This window comes from Gilliamella sp. ESL0441 (assembly GCF_019469185.1).
Lineage (GTDB): Bacteria > Pseudomonadota > Gammaproteobacteria > Enterobacterales > Orbaceae > Gilliamella.
In genome coordinates this window covers 1,195,616-1,210,348 of record NZ_CP048264.1, presented here as the reverse complement: position 1 = coordinate 1,210,348, position 14,733 = coordinate 1,195,616, and the positions used below count along the sequence as shown (strand labels likewise).

The window sequence follows — 14,733 nt, the reverse complement described above, 5'->3', positions numbered from 1 at the left end:
CGCTATTTAAGCAATAATTCTTGTGCCCGTTATACCGGATTTTCCATTAAATAATTCAATCAGTTTATCCGGTTCTTTCCAACTTGCTATATCAATTCCCCTGCCTAACGCTTCAGCAGCTTCAAATGCAGAATTAACTTTAACTATCATGCCATCAGTAATCACCCCATTAGCGATAAGTTGATCAGCTTGTGATTGTGTTAATGATTCAATGCGCTGTTTATTCTCATCTAAAACGCCAACTACATCAGAAAGCAAAATTAAATCAGCATCTAATGTTTTAGCTAACGCCACTGCTGCATGATCAGCGTTAACATTCATCATTTGGCCTTCATCTGTTATACCAATTGAACTTACGATCGGCAAATAACCATTTTTTATTAGAAGATTCACTAAAGTTGGATCCCCAGCCTGAGCTTCACCAACATACCCAAGCTCTTCCGAAATCTGCTTAACTTTGACGCTATCACCGTCCGCTAAACAGAGCCCTATACTTGGTATATGCTGTTTTTTAGCTTCAGAGAGTAAAGTGGTATTTGCGCTACCAGCAAGACTACCAACAATCACATCAATTTGATCTGCCGGTGTAACCCTCAATCCATTACGACGAACAACGGGGATCGATAACCTATCCATTAAGGAATCAACGACACTGCCCCCACCGTGTACAATAATTAAAGGACGGTTAAAATTCTGTTTATAATCACGAATAACTACAAACAATTTATTGAGTGCATCTTTATTATCGAGTAGTACGCCGCCAAGCTTAATAATTAATGGTTTCATTTCAATTCCCTATTAACTTAGATTATCGTTAACCGCTATTCATCTTAATTTATCGATAAATATCCCAATTTTCAAAGTAACGCCGTTGTTTCATCAAAACCAAATCGAATATTCATACACTGCACAGCTTGTGCTGCTGCACCTTTTAATAAGTTATCTTCCACTGAAATTAAAATTAAATGTCGTCCTTTTAAAACAAATCCTATATCACAATAAGGTAATCCAATGACAGCTTTTAAAGCTGGCCAATCTTTTTGATAAACTCTAACTAAAGGCTTATCGCTGTAATACTTATTTAAAGCCGAAAGAATATCATTAGAAGACACATTGGCTTTTACAAGGCAGGTTATCGTTGCATGAATACCTTGTTTAAAACATCCTAAATGAGGGGTAAAAATGACCTCTTGACCTAGATGCGTTGCAATTTCAGGTTGATGACGATGAGTAAACAATCCATAGGCATGTAAGCTGACTTCACAAAATAAATTATTATGTGAAGGTTTACGCCCTGCACCACTCACGCCACTTACCGCATTGATGACAGGTAATTGCGATTTATCTATTAAATCTTCTTCTATTAATGGTTTTAAAGGTAACAAACTGGCCGTTGGATAACAACCGGGAACGGCAATTAATTTTGCTTGTTTAATTGCCTTAAAATTCCATTCGGCTAAACCATAAATCGCTTGGTCTAACCATTGTTGATGTTGATGAGTAAAACCATAAAAATCTTGATAAAATGAGGAAGAATTAACACGAAAAGCACCCGACAAATCAAAAACCGTACAGTCGTGCTCTAAAAAATAAGGGGCGATAGCATGACTAACAGCATGCTCAGTTGCCAAAAATACCAAATCGATATCATTAATTAAAAAAGAATAATCTGAGGTTGCAATCAAGGGTAAATCAACCACCCCTTTTAATTGAGGATGAAGATTATAGTCTGAGATAAGCTTTCCCCCATCTTGACTATTTTCTGAAACCGTTAAAGCAACAAGTTCAACATGTGGGTGTTTAGTCAAGTAATAGGCTAATTTTGCACCTGCATAACCACTCGCTCCAACAATAACCGCTTTTAACATACCATTCCTATAATTTATTATTAAATAATGAATATATAGTAGGTTATTTATTAAACCGACACAAGCCCTAAAATGAATTTTTATTCACTTTTTGTGAATTTAATTTCATTTATCGATTTAAAGTAATGTTTAAGACAGTTAAAAACCTGCCGACAACGATCCGCAGGTTTTTTAAATTGATACTATTTTAAAAGTGTTGCTGATTTTAAAATTGCAATAAGTAGATCCCAATAACGATGAACGCTTTGAATATTCACTTTTTCATCAGGAGAATGAGGAGATACAATTGTTGGCCCAATCGAAATCATATCCATATCAGGATAAGATTGCTTAAATAGACCACATTCTAGCCCAGCATGTATTACCATAATTTTTGCTTTTTGCGAAAAAAGTTCATGATATTTGTCTTTTGCAAGTTGCAACAAACTAGAATCTAATTTCGGTTCCCAACCAGAATAACCGCCACTAATTTCATAATTTGAATTGACTAATTGACTCAATGAAATTAAGGTCGAAACAACCGCATCTTTAGCAGAATCTACTTGTGAACGGATTAAGAAATTTACATAGAGTTGATTCTCTTTGATATTCACAATGCCTAAATTTAAAGATGTTTCAACGACGCCATGTATTTGATTACTCATTCTCACCACACCATTTGGTGCTGAGTTCAACCAATTGATGATTTTGTTTTGATGCTCGGTTGTTAATACACGTCTAACTTTAGTTTCATCAACATCACTCAAATTTATTTCAATATTTGGTTCAACGCTACCTAATTCGTTTTTTAAGGTCGATTTGTATTGCTGAATGATTGACTCAAGCTTAGGTAAATCTTGTTTATTCAATGAAATTTCGGCAAATGCTTCTCTTGGGATTGCATTTCGTAATGATCCACCTTGTATATCCGCCAATCGAAATGAAAAATCCTGAGCATACTCCGCCAAAAACCTTGCCATAAGTTTAATGGCATTACCTCGCCCAAGATGAATATCACACCCAGAATGCCCACCTTTTAAACCTTTTAATGAGATACGCATATAACAATCATGTTTTTCTGGCATAACAGCATAAGTAATCGCGAACGTTGTGGTAAAATCAACGCCTCCAGCGCATCCTGTAAATATTTCACCTTCATCTTCAGAATCGGTATTAATTAAGTATTTGCTTTTAAGCCAATTAGGTTGAAGACCAAATGCCCCGTGCATACCGGTCTCTTCTGATGTGGTAACAAGCACTTCTAACGGCCCATGCTCAACAGTCGGATCAATTAAAACAGCTAATGCGGAAGCCAGCCCAACACCATTATCAGCTCCTAAAGTTGTTCCTTTAGCTTTGACCCATTCACCGTCAACATAAGCTTGAATAGGATCAGTCAAAAAATCGTGTACTGTGCCTTCATTTTTTTGAGGAACCATATCCATATGGGCTTGTAACGCAATTGAAGGACAATGTTCCAAACCTTTGGTTGCTGGTTTTGTTAACAAAATATTCCCTGCTTTATCGATTTGATAAGCAATATGATGAGAATTGGCAAAATCAACAATATATTTAGTTATCATTTGTTCATGATGCGAAGGATGTGGAATTTTACAAATATCATTAAAAATCTGCCAAGTAAATTTTGGCTCTAATGTGGAAAGCATAATATATCCTCAATATTAAGTGAGTAATTAATTAATGAGTGGTTTTTTTTGTGTAATCGCTCTATAATAAGGTGCAATTTTACATCTATTTTTAGTCCATTAATATTAATTTATTATATTTACACATTCGATTAAAATTGCGAGTTACTCATGTCAATAGAACAAAATTTAACTGAAGAAGAAATTAAAGCTAAAAAACAGCATAAAGCTGAAATCATCGCTGAAAAAGAAAAATTCAACGTTACCTGGGAAATGTTACAAGCCTATGGACGTCAACTTTCAAAACGTTTATTACCCGCAAATCAATGGAAAGGCATTATTGCAGTAAGCCGTGGTGGTTTAGTTCCAGCTGCGATTCTTGCTCGAGAATTAAGCATTCGTTATGTTGATACTGTCTGTATTTCAAGCTATGATCATGATCATCAGCGTGAAAAACTGATTCTTAAACAAGCTAACGGTGATGGTGAAGGTTTTATTGTTGTTGATGATTTAGTTGATACCGGTAACACCGCTCACACCATTCGTGATATGTATCCTAAAGCACGATTTGTCACTATTTTTGCAAAACCGGCTGGTAAACCTCTTGTTGATGATTATGTTGTAGATATTGAACAAGATACTTGGATTGAACAGCCTTGGGATACCGGTGTCATGTTTGTTAAACCAATTAGTGATCATGAATAATTAATCTACCATAAGGGATAATTGGCTGTTATGTCAGCGACTAAAAATCTATCAGAACAGATATTTAAACAGCAATATGATTATCCAGAAACTTCGGGGCTTATTAATCGTATTGATTACAGTGACGGTAGTAGTATTAGTCCGTTAGACGGCGACCTAGATTCAAGATGGTATAGAATTATCAATCCCATTTTGTGGTTTTGGCGTGGTTTGCCAAAGCTTGAAGTTGAAGCAGTTATATCACGAATTGCTGCTTCAACTAAAAAACACACCAATGATAAATGGTTAGATTCAGTTATTGGTTATCAACCTGGTAATTGGATTTACGAATTTTTGAATCAAGCTGCTGAATGGTCAGCAAAAGCCGATGCAATCGATCCCACAAATTTAAGCGAAGACGATAAAAAAAACCTAAATACTTTTTATTTGATTGCAAGCGAATATGCAAGTATTGCAAGCTATCCTCATTTTAAAAATGACGAGTTAGCGATGTATGCCCAAACATGTGCATATCAAGCTTATACAAAAGCACTCAATTATTCCCCTTATAAGATTAAAGAACTTGAATTCAAAGTTGAAGATCGTAATGTCAAAACGCTACTTCATTTACCTAAAACTGAAGGTACATGCCCTGTCGTTGTGATCTGTAATGCACTTGGTAATTTGCAAATTGATTTTTATCGATATTTTAGTGAATATTTAGCACCGCAAGGCATTGCGATGTTAACTGTGGATTTACCCAGTGTTGGATACAGTCGTAACTTCACTTTAACTCAAAATAGTAGTCAGATTCATCAAGCCATTATTGAGCAACTTTCTACCGTGCCTTGGGTGGATAATAATCGTTTAATTGTGGCAGGTTTTCGTTTTGGTTCGCATATTGCAACACGATTAACCTATTTGATGCCCAATAAAATCAAAGGATTATTTAATTTTACACCTTTTGTTCATCAAATTTTCACTGATAAAGAACTACAAAAGAATCTACCTAATAGCTACAAAGATATGCTAGCTAGTCGTTTGGGATTACCGCTAATATCCAACCAACAATTAGCCGCCGAATTAAATTATTTCTCACTGAAAAATCAGGGTCTTTTAACTCGAGCTTGCCCAGTTCCTGTGATGAATATTATTTTCGAAAATGATAAGCTTAGTACCTTAACTGAAGCAAAACTTGTACATTCAGCTAAGCAAAATAAAATTATCACTATTCCAAAAACACCATTACAAAAAAGTTTACATCAAGCATTAACACAATCAGTAACATGGATGAAGTCTATTTTGTAATACCAGTATAAAATGAGTATTGTTATGACTAACATAAAACAGCAAGTTGTCGTGGTTAAATTGGGTACAAGCGTATTAACAAGTGGGACAAAACAGCTAGATCGTGCACGGATAGTAGAATTAATACGACAATGTGCAATCTTACATCAAGAAGGTCATAAAGTTATTATTGTAACGTCAGGTGCGATTGCTGCCGGACGAGAGTATTTAAACTACCCTAACCTACCTAATACGGTTGCATCAAAACAATTACTTGCTTCTGTAGGTCAAAGTAAACTCATCCAACTTTGGGAACAACTGTTTTCAATTTATAAAATTTACATTGGTCAAATGCTATTAACACGTGCAGATTTAGAAGATCGTGAAAGATTCCTAAATGCTCAAGATGTGTTAAAAGCAATGTTGGATAACCAAATTGTACCCGTTATCAATGAAAATGATGCGGTAGCAACAGCAGAAATTAAAGTTGGCGATAATGATAATTTATCTGCACTTGCGGCTATTTTAGCAGAAGCCGATAAACTTATTTTATTAACTGATATCGAAGGTTTATATACTGCCGATCCTAGATCAGATAAAAACGCTAAATTAATTTCAGAAATCGAACAGATCGACGATCATTTGCGTAGTATCGCAGGCGATAGTGTTTCAGGGTTAGGTACCGGTGGAATGAGCACAAAAATACAAGCTGCCGAAGTCGCAGGAAGTGCCGGTATCGAAGTTGTTATAGCGGCAGGAAACAGACCCAATGTAATTATCGATATCATGAATAATAAATCGGTCGGCACTCGTTTTCTTGCTCAAAAAACACCATTAGAACATCGCAAACATTGGATATTTGGTGCACCGATAGCAGGAAAACTTATATTGGATGATGGTGCAGTTAATGCAATTTTAAATAATGGTAGTTCGCTTTTACCAAAAGGAATTACAAAAGTTGCACAAACCTTTTCACGTGGTGAAGTGGTTGATATATGTGATAAATCAGGCAAATCCATTGCCCGAGGAGTCAGTCGTTATAATAGCGATGCACTACAACAGATCGCAGGACATCACTCATTGGAAATTAGCCAAATTATTGGCTATGAATATGGTTCAGTTGCCGTTCATCGAAATGATATGATTATTAAATTAAACATATAAAATATTTCACATTTAGCCTCTCTATAATTAATTTAATAAATAAAACGAAAACTGACTTTTTGAATATCTTACACTGCGTATTTAGTGATAAAGAAGATAGATTATATTAAAAGACTATAAAATTTTGTATTGAAATTGATTACCACCTCTAAAATCGAAAAAGTTAAGAAAACAAGCCCGATAACCGTGCATTATCACTTAGATGTATTATCAATATAGAGAAGAATTTTTAGAAACTTATTGATAATTATAATAAATTAATAGAAAATGTTGCTCGTTTTGTGAGCTTTTATAGCTGCGATATATTAAGACAGAATGCAGGGCAACACTCACAAAAAATTTGCCAGATTATTGGCTATAAATATGGATCAGTCACCGTAAATCGGAATGATATGATTATCAGATAATTACAATAAGGAAATAAAATTATGGGATTAGCTATAGCAGGATTAATAGTGAATTGGTTTGGTACATTAATAATTGCATTAAATGGGGAGTTTAATGATTTACATAGGGCTATAACACCTATAGCATTAATATTTGCAACAATCAGCACAATCGGGATATTTCTAGCCGGAAGCAATAAAAAATTAAGTGGTACATTAATCATTATTGGCAGTATTTTTTTCATTCCTTTAGGATTAATAGGTGTATTCGGTGGTAAAAAGATTTTCAATCAAGGAGTTGACAAATCCTTAGATGAACGACGCAATATTTAGGATTAATAAGGATATTATTAGAAAAGGAGGATACTAATGGAAACCAAAGATCAAAATATAAAATACTTTTATGCACGAAACTTAGTTATATTCCGCATTATATTTATCTTAATTGCTATGTTTTTTTTACTAAGCATTGCCCCAGAGCTATGGTTTAATACTGTTATATTCATAATAGTTTTAATTTTACTGATTGTACAATATTTTATGGAATATGTCATTATAGATAAAGACTTCATTTCTCATCAACCAGGAATTGCAAGAGGAAAAACAAGTGTGCTTTTTGATGAAGTAAAATCAGTTAGATATGACCCCAAAAAAGTGTTTATAGATTATTGTAATAAAATAACTGGTGAAGAATCAACTTTGAAAATATCTTTACAAGTGCTGAAAAAAGATGACAGACAAGAGTTTTTAGAGACTTTACATACCATTTTCAAAGATAAAGAAGTATAAAATAAATGCTTTCCAGTAAAGAACAACTAATCTTTACTGGAAAAATTAATTATATTCCAATCACTATATCAGAATATTTAGTTATCTTTTCTTTTTTCATTGACTATCAAAAATATTGTATAAATAGAGTATATTGTTAGCATTATTTTTAGTTTAATTTTCTATAAAAATAATCAAATAAGGTTATATCAAATGAGTATTCAAATTGATAGTTATCGTGAAAATTGGCAAAAAGATGGAAAAGATATAATATTCTACCGACGTCGATATATTAAAACTTTTATCATAATTTTGATTGCGTTATATGTCATTTTCTTTTTGGTTGCACCATTTATAAAAATATCCATACAATTTGGTTATATCATTATTTTAATGATAATTTATTTACTATTACGCTGGACGGAAAAATATATTATTTTAGGTGATACATTTATAACAATTAATGATAATAGGTTTAGATTAATCGATTTATTACTCTTTACCCTGTTTTTTATAGTTTATATTTTTATTAATAGTTCAAATAAAAATAAAATGAGTTGTATCTTATTTAAAAATATTATTGATATTGATAATATAAATCGCAATGAAATAATCATTCATCATTTTGTTAATAATGAAGCTCAACTTTACTCAGTTGATCTTGATATGATGTTAGACGATGAAAAACAATTGTTTTTGCAAAAAGTTGAGCTTATAAAGCAAAGTTTAAAAAGTAATCTTTAAAGGTCTAATGAATGTTAAATAAAATCGGAAAATCAGCAAAACAAGCTGCATACCAATTAGCACAATGCCCTACTGCTACGAAAAATAAAGTACTTACGGTCATTGCCGATTTATTAGAAGCACAAAGTACCCTGATTCTAACAGCTAATGCGCACGATATAAAATTAGCAAAAGAACAAGGTTTAAGTGATGCCATTGTTGATCGACTACTGCTAACCCCTGAACGATTATCATCGATTGCCAATGATGTTCGTAAAGTTATCACATTGAAGGATCCTATAGGTGAAATTATTGATGGGTCAACGTTAGACAGTGGTTTAAAGTTACAACGTCACAGAGTGCCATTAGGTGTAATTGGTGTAATTTATGAAGCTCGTCCAAATGTAACCATAGATATCGCAACGCTTTGCTTAAAAACAGGTAACGCAGCGATACTCAGAGGCGGCAAAGAAACGCTCAAAACTAATATAGCGATTATTGACGTTATTCAACAAGCCTTATCACAAGTTGGATTACCACAAACCGCCATACAATATATAGACAATCCTGACCGAAAATATATTAACGAATTACTTAAACTCGATAAGTACATTGATATGATTATTCCGAGAGGTGGCATGGCACTCCATCAGTTATGCCGTGAGCAATCTACTATCCCTGTCATTACAGGTGGTATTGGTGTCTGTCATATTTTTGTTGATGAAAGTGCTGATTTTGATAAAGCTTTAGCCATTATTATTAATGCCAAAACACAGCGGCCTAGTACTTGTAATACACTGGAAACATTATTAGTTCATCATAAAATTGCGCCAATGTTCATGCCGATATTCAGTCAAATAATGACGGATAATGAGGTTACCTTACATGCAGATAAGCGCACAATTGAAATGTTAAACTCAAATAAAGCTCATGTATTTCCGATAAAAGATGAAGAGTTACGTCAAGAATGGCTATCAAAAGACCTTAATGTTGTTATCGTCGATTCTCTCGAAAATGCAATAGAACATATACGAGAATATGGAAGTGGTCATTCAGAATCAATCTTAACCCGTAACTTAACTAATGCTGAACAATTTGTTAATCAAGTCGATGCAGCAGCGGTATATGTCAACGCCTCGACACGTTTTACCGACGGTGGACAATTTGGCTTAGGCGCTGAAGTGGCTGTAAGTACTCAAAAATTACATGCCAGAGGCCCTATGGGACTTGAAGCATTAACAACCTATAAGTGGATAGGTATTGGGGATGATTTAATTCGTCAATAAATCTGTATCAACTGTTCAGTAACACCTGACAGTTGATACTTCAATATTTAGTCAAAATTACGCATTAATAATGCATAATTTAAATCGATTTCTTCTGGGATAGGGATATAAACAATATGCCCATCACCTAATCCCGCAGGTACTGGTTGCCCTTTTTTATTCTCCATACGTTCAATAGTAAAAGTCATGTTACCTTTTGGTGTCATCATCTCAACACTATCACCCACTGAGAACTTATTCTTAACAATAATTTCTGCTAAACCATTTAGACGTTCACCACTAAATTCCCCCACAAACTGTTGTCTGTCGGATACAGAATGACTGTGAACATAATTTTGCATATCTTCATGCTTATGACGACGCAAAAAGCCTTCGGTATAACCGCGATGCGCTAAAGAATCAAGTTCAGCCAACAAACGAGGATCAAATGGCTTACCTTCGCTTGCAGCATCTATCGCTTGACGATACACTTGTGCCGTTCTTGCACAGTAATAAAAGGACTTGGTACGCCCCTCAATTTTCAATGAGTGGACACCTATTTTAGTCAAATCTTCTACTAGTTCTACCGCTCTTAAATCTTTAGAATTCATGATATAAGTTCCATGCTCATCTTCGAATGCTTGCATGTATTCACCCGGTCGACCTGATTCTTCTAACATAAATACTTTATTTGTTGTTTGACCAATGCCAAGTGTAGGTTCAACTTGTTGTACCGGTATGGGTTCACATTTATGAACGATCTGCCCTACTTCATCTTCTTTTCCTTCGGCAACTTTGTATTCCCAACGGCATGCGTTAGTACATGTACCTTGGTTAGAATCACGTTTATTAATATAACCTGATAACAGACAACGCCCAGAATACGCCATACAAAGTGCACCATGAATAAACACTTCTAATTCCATCTCAGGAACTTTTTCACGTATTTCGGCAATCTCATCAAGAGACAGTTCTCGAGATAACACAACACGTGTTAATCCCATTTTGTGCCAAAATTTGACCGTTGCCCAGTTCACAGCATTGGATTGCACCGATAAGTGAATCTCCATTTCTGGAAAATGCTCACGAACAAGCATAATTAACCCCGGATCAGACATAATAAAGGCATCGGGTTTCATATTAACAATGGGTTCAAGATCACGAATAAACGTTTTGAGTTTTGAATTATGTGGTGCAATATTCACAACCACATAAAACTTTTTACCCTGTGCGTGGGCTTCGTTAATCCCGATAGCTAAGTTTTCATGATTAAATTCATTATTGCGAACACGCAAACTATAACGAGGTTGACCGGCATAAACAGCATCTGCACCATAAGCAAACGCATAACGCATATTTTTAAGAGAACCGGCAGGCGAAAGTAACTCAGGTTTTGGGTATAAATTTGTCATTAAAAAATGCCTCTGATTTCAAGTCAGTATTACTCAGCAGTAATAGGTTAAGCAAAAATAGGTGGGCATTTTACGCTTTAGGCTAGAGCTTGGCAAATTTATTTAAAGATGAACTTAACAAATCCTAACTTGATAGAATTTAAAAGGGAATTTCATTAAAAATACGATTAAATTCATAGCTGATTATTTAAATACGCAATTATTAAATTTTCCAACCAAATGTAATTATTATTTTACCAATCATATAACAGTGAATGGATAGCTATCTGGCTAACCACTAACCGTTTTAGATTTCTTTATCAATAAGGGGGAAATACTCTTCCCAGCGATACTCTCTGATTGGCATAGGCTTCTCGTTCACAAAATACAACACCAAAGCGGGTTTAATTCCATTCCAATTATCTACAAACTCATAGCCAAGAAGAAAACCATCTTTGATTAATTTTTTTGCTTTTGCATGATAATTAAAGTAGCTCATAGTTAGTCAACTAAAGAATACCTATAATTGACTATTATTTGTACTCTTTTTTAAACAATATAGCAATTAGTTTAAAATAAAATTTAATAAAATAACGTAAGATTAAGTTTGAAAGGGATATGGGTTTTTTAGGAATTTAATGGAGGCGCGTCCCAGAATCGAACTGAGGTAGACGGATTTGCAATCCGCAGCATGGCCACTCTGCCAACGCGCCGTTGAGGTCTAACTGAATAGGTGGCAAATATTAGCATTGGCATGTTTATACGTCAAGATCAATTAGATTATAATTACAGCAATCATTTATCTTATAACATAATTAGTCATTTTTCGCACTTATCCTGACACAAAATAGACATGAATTGACAATTCAGTTAGGTTAATCATTGAGCATGATTTAAAATTTGAAGACATAATATATAAGTTCCTATTTAATACAAAGATTAAACAAGTACTTTGTTATTGATTTTCTTCTGGATATCGGTAGATCCACGAAATATTTTCGTGATTAGCAAATGCGCTTGGAAAAAGATAAACACCGTTAAGTAATGGGAAATTTGCATATTTCCATTCGACTTTAAAATTAGGTTGAAATTTAATAATAGCGTCATAAAGGAAAGTCGTACAGTATAAATGTTCTTTATCACGAGGCGCTAAAATAAATGGTGCGCCTTGTTTGCTAACTAGTTCAGCAATAATTTGCTCAAATTGTGTATCTGAAATAAAATTAGGTCTTGCTATTGCATATTTTTGTGCAAGTTCTGGCGTTATAAATTCTGCTAGCGTTGATATAATAACTTGATTTATGTTATTTCCATCATCATCTGTTGTCGCATGAATTATTTTAATTTCATCCTCAACCGAAATGACCATACCAATATGGGAAAATTCTCCGCCCCCTAATTGATTAATGATCATACTATCAATATTCACCCCTTTTCTAAAAATCCAATCTCCCACTCTTATTTTCGAACGATAGTCGAAAGTTTTATCAAAAACATTGCTGGGCGGATTGGCAAAAACAGATGAAATCCCCAAAAAAAGAACAATAAAAAGATAGCGACTAGATAGCATATTTAAATTTAACTAATGTGTTAATTAAAAAGGGTATTATTGTTTCATTTACCCTTTTTAGCTGATGAGAACTTTCTAAATACTTAGTAAAAATTGATAAGCCAGTCATCATTGATCTTAATTAAAGATAATTTAGAATCAGCTTTAAATCCGTCTTTAAAAAGAATAACTGATTCAACATCTGCTTCAGTTTTATTACTTTTATAATTTACTGATGAATTTTCAATTTTATCTAGACCACCATGTAATTTAGAAATAGCTTGAGCTTCTTTAATAACCTCTTTAAATTTGCTTTTCATTAACTCTTTAGTGTCAATTTCATCGAATTTTTGTTTTTCATCGATGTACAGTAACTTTAAAAGTTTATCTAAATCGCCATCATAACCAGCTTTTACAAATTCTTGAGCGACCAATTCAGGTTTATTATCGGAAGAACATGCTGTAACAATAATAGCTAATAAAAAAATACTTAAATATTTTAATGCTAATTTCATTTTTTCTTTACCCTTTTTTGATTATAGTTAATTGGCTTTTCCCTATATTTATAAATTAAGAAAAGGCATGAAAATAATACTATTTAATCATTTTTTTTTAAAGTAGCTTTTTTAGAATGATCCGCTTATTATTTGGTTTAAATAAAAATTTTTTATTTAAAATAAGGGTAACTTTTCTTACCCTTTGTTTGAAGAACTCTATATTGAAAGTTATTAAATTGAAACTGTTTTATCAAAACTAAAATGACATTTTAATTTTGAAAAGATTTAATTAAAAATTAAGTAACCATTTGTCATCAATTTTAATAACCTTTATTCTTTCTTCCTTTTTTGTACCATCTTTAAAAATGATAGATGTGATAACTATAGCAGCATCTTTCGCTTCGTTTCGGTAATTGACATTTAATATTTCAGTTTTATCAAAACCGCCATGTTTTTTTGCTTGTTCTGCTGTCTTCGCTATCATCTGGGAGAGTTTACCTTTAATAAAGGTTTTTGTTTCTGAATTGTCATCATTCTTTTGAATGTATAGTAATTTATAAACTTTATCTGCATCACCATCAAACATAGCCTTTACATATGTTTCCGCTAATTTTTCTGGTGTACTTTCGGCTGTTGAACAAGCGATAAGCACAAATGCAAATAAAAACAATCCAATTATCTTAGAGGCTATTTTCATTATTAGTTTTCCTATTTAAATTGATCAATAAACGTTGTGATTTACTCTACTTTAAATTATCAATTAAAGCATTATAAATAATAATAACTAATTTATATTTAATAAAGAAATTTAAGCGTTTAATTAAAATTTTCCAAAATACTTTGCCAATTGTGATCCAACTCAGCTTTTATGGTTATTGGTGAATGATTTAGAGGGTGAATAATATTAAGCGAACTTGCATGTAACATTAGTCTTTTAATACCAAAGTAAGCAGTAAAAGCTCGATTTTGATGAAGATCACCATGTTTACTATCACCTAAAATAGGATGAAATATATGCTTCATGTGGCGGCGTAATTGATGTTTTCGACCGGTTTGGGGTTTTAATTCCACAAAACTAAATCTTGCTGTATCAAATTTACCAACTTTAATCGGTACTTCGATCTTACTGATGCCTCGATAAAAAGTAATTGCATCTTGTGCGGGTTTATTCGGTGTCGAGAACTTATCGGCAATTTTATCCAGCTCTTCAACTAATGGATAATCAATAATCGCTTCACCTTCAACATAACCCCGAACAATCGCATGATACGTTTTTTCAATCTGTTTAGTTGCAAACTGTTGTGACATTAAGCGAGCAGTTTCACTAGATAAAGCAAACATTAATACCCCAGATGTAGGACGATCCAAGCGATGAATAGGAAACACATGTTGCCCAATCTGATCTCTCAAAGTTTGCATGACGACCGTTGTTTCATGTTTATCTAACCAACTGCGATGCACAAGCCAACCGGATGGCTTGTTAATCGCAATTAAAGCATCATCTTGATAAAGAATTTCGAACATTA

General features: G+C 33.5%; 16 protein-coding genes and 1 tRNA gene. 7 read left to right on the top strand and 10 right to left on the bottom strand.

Translation table 11 applies throughout. The features are described 5' to 3' along the window. Window positions 1–6: 6 nt before the first annotated feature. The 3 genes from argB to GYM75_RS05365 all read right to left on the bottom strand — a co-directional run bounded on the left by argB (window position 7) and on the right by GYM75_RS05365 (window position 3,514). Window positions 7–786: an acetylglutamate kinase gene (gene argB / locus GYM75_RS05375; RefSeq protein ID WP_220217134.1), complete on the bottom strand. Its 780-nt coding sequence runs from the start codon at window positions 784–786 to the stop codon at window positions 7–9. Window positions 787–857: 71 nt separating this feature from the next. After that, window positions 858–1,868, bottom strand: a complete 1,011-nt coding sequence (gene argC / locus GYM75_RS05370) for an N-acetyl-gamma-glutamyl-phosphate reductase (protein ID WP_220217133.1) — start codon at window positions 1,866–1,868, stop codon at window positions 858–860. Between the two features lie 182 nt (window positions 1,869–2,050). Further along, window positions 2,051–3,514, bottom strand: coding sequence for an aminoacyl-histidine dipeptidase (locus tag GYM75_RS05365; protein ID WP_220217132.1), 1,464 nt, complete (start codon window positions 3,512–3,514; stop codon window positions 2,051–2,053). 150 nt (window positions 3,515–3,664) lie between these two features. Here GYM75_RS05365 and gpt point away from each other — a divergent pair, with 150 nt between their 5' ends. The 7 genes from gpt to proA all read left to right on the top strand — a co-directional run bounded on the left by gpt (window position 3,665) and on the right by proA (window position 9,791). Beyond that, window positions 3,665–4,198: a xanthine phosphoribosyltransferase gene (gene gpt / locus GYM75_RS05360; protein WP_220217131.1), complete on the top strand. Its 534-nt coding sequence runs from the start codon at window positions 3,665–3,667 to the stop codon at window positions 4,196–4,198. A gap of 30 nt (window positions 4,199–4,228) precedes the next feature. Further along, window positions 4,229–5,485, top strand: coding sequence for an esterase FrsA (gene frsA / locus GYM75_RS05355; protein WP_220217130.1), 1,257 nt, complete (start codon window positions 4,229–4,231; stop codon window positions 5,483–5,485). Between the two features lie 24 nt (window positions 5,486–5,509). Beyond that, entirely contained in the window at window positions 5,510–6,628 is a 1,119-nt protein-coding gene (proB, locus tag GYM75_RS05350) for a glutamate 5-kinase (protein WP_220217129.1), read from the top strand. Window positions 6,629–7,056: 428 nt separating this feature from the next. Next, window positions 7,057–7,347: a hypothetical protein gene (locus GYM75_RS05345; RefSeq protein WP_220217128.1), complete on the top strand. Its 291-nt coding sequence runs from the start codon at window positions 7,057–7,059 to the stop codon at window positions 7,345–7,347. Window positions 7,348–7,383: 36 nt separating this feature from the next. Beyond that, window positions 7,384–7,803, top strand: a complete 420-nt coding sequence (locus GYM75_RS05340) for a hypothetical protein (protein ID WP_220217127.1) — start codon at window positions 7,384–7,386, stop codon at window positions 7,801–7,803. Between the two features lie 192 nt (window positions 7,804–7,995). After that, window positions 7,996–8,526 carry a hypothetical protein gene (locus tag GYM75_RS05335; RefSeq protein ID WP_220217126.1) on the top strand — a complete coding sequence of 177 codons (531 nt, stop codon included), beginning with the start codon at window positions 7,996–7,998 and terminating at the stop codon, window positions 8,524–8,526. Window positions 8,527–8,537: 11 nt separating this feature from the next. Then, complete coding sequence (gene proA / locus GYM75_RS05330; protein ID WP_220217125.1) at window positions 8,538–9,791, top strand: glutamate-5-semialdehyde dehydrogenase; 1,254 nt, start codon at window positions 8,538–8,540, stop codon at window positions 9,789–9,791. 47 nt (window positions 9,792–9,838) lie between these two features. Here proA and yegQ read toward each other — a convergent pair whose 3' ends face one another. The 7 genes from yegQ to truC form a co-directional block, all read right to left on the bottom strand. Next, window positions 9,839–11,182: a tRNA 5-hydroxyuridine modification protein YegQ gene (gene yegQ / locus GYM75_RS05325; RefSeq protein ID WP_220217124.1), complete on the bottom strand. Its 1,344-nt coding sequence runs from the start codon at window positions 11,180–11,182 to the stop codon at window positions 9,839–9,841. Between the two features lie 286 nt (window positions 11,183–11,468). After that, a complete protein-coding gene (locus GYM75_RS05320; protein ID WP_220217123.1) occupies window positions 11,469–11,660 on the bottom strand; it encodes a hypothetical protein in 192 nt (63 codons plus the stop codon). Window positions 11,661–11,800: 140 nt separating this feature from the next. Then, window positions 11,801–11,874, bottom strand: a tRNA-Cys gene (locus tag GYM75_RS05315). Between the two features lie 242 nt (window positions 11,875–12,116). Further along, window positions 12,117–12,731 carry a YiiX/YebB-like N1pC/P60 family cysteine hydrolase gene (locus tag GYM75_RS05310; protein WP_220217122.1) on the bottom strand — a complete coding sequence of 205 codons (615 nt, stop codon included), beginning with the start codon at window positions 12,729–12,731 and terminating at the stop codon, window positions 12,117–12,119. A gap of 83 nt (window positions 12,732–12,814) precedes the next feature. Beyond that, window positions 12,815–13,225: a DUF4878 domain-containing protein gene (locus GYM75_RS05305; protein ID WP_220217121.1), complete on the bottom strand. Its 411-nt coding sequence runs from the start codon at window positions 13,223–13,225 to the stop codon at window positions 12,815–12,817. A 271-nt stretch (window positions 13,226–13,496) separates the two neighbouring features. Next, window positions 13,497–13,904 carry a DUF4878 domain-containing protein gene (locus tag GYM75_RS05300; protein WP_220217120.1) on the bottom strand — a complete coding sequence of 136 codons (408 nt, stop codon included), beginning with the start codon at window positions 13,902–13,904 and terminating at the stop codon, window positions 13,497–13,499. Window positions 13,905–14,023: 119 nt separating this feature from the next. After that, window positions 14,024–14,731: a tRNA pseudouridine(65) synthase TruC gene (truC, locus tag GYM75_RS05295; protein WP_220217119.1), complete on the bottom strand. Its 708-nt coding sequence runs from the start codon at window positions 14,729–14,731 to the stop codon at window positions 14,024–14,026. Window positions 14,732–14,733 lie beyond the last annotated feature (2 nt).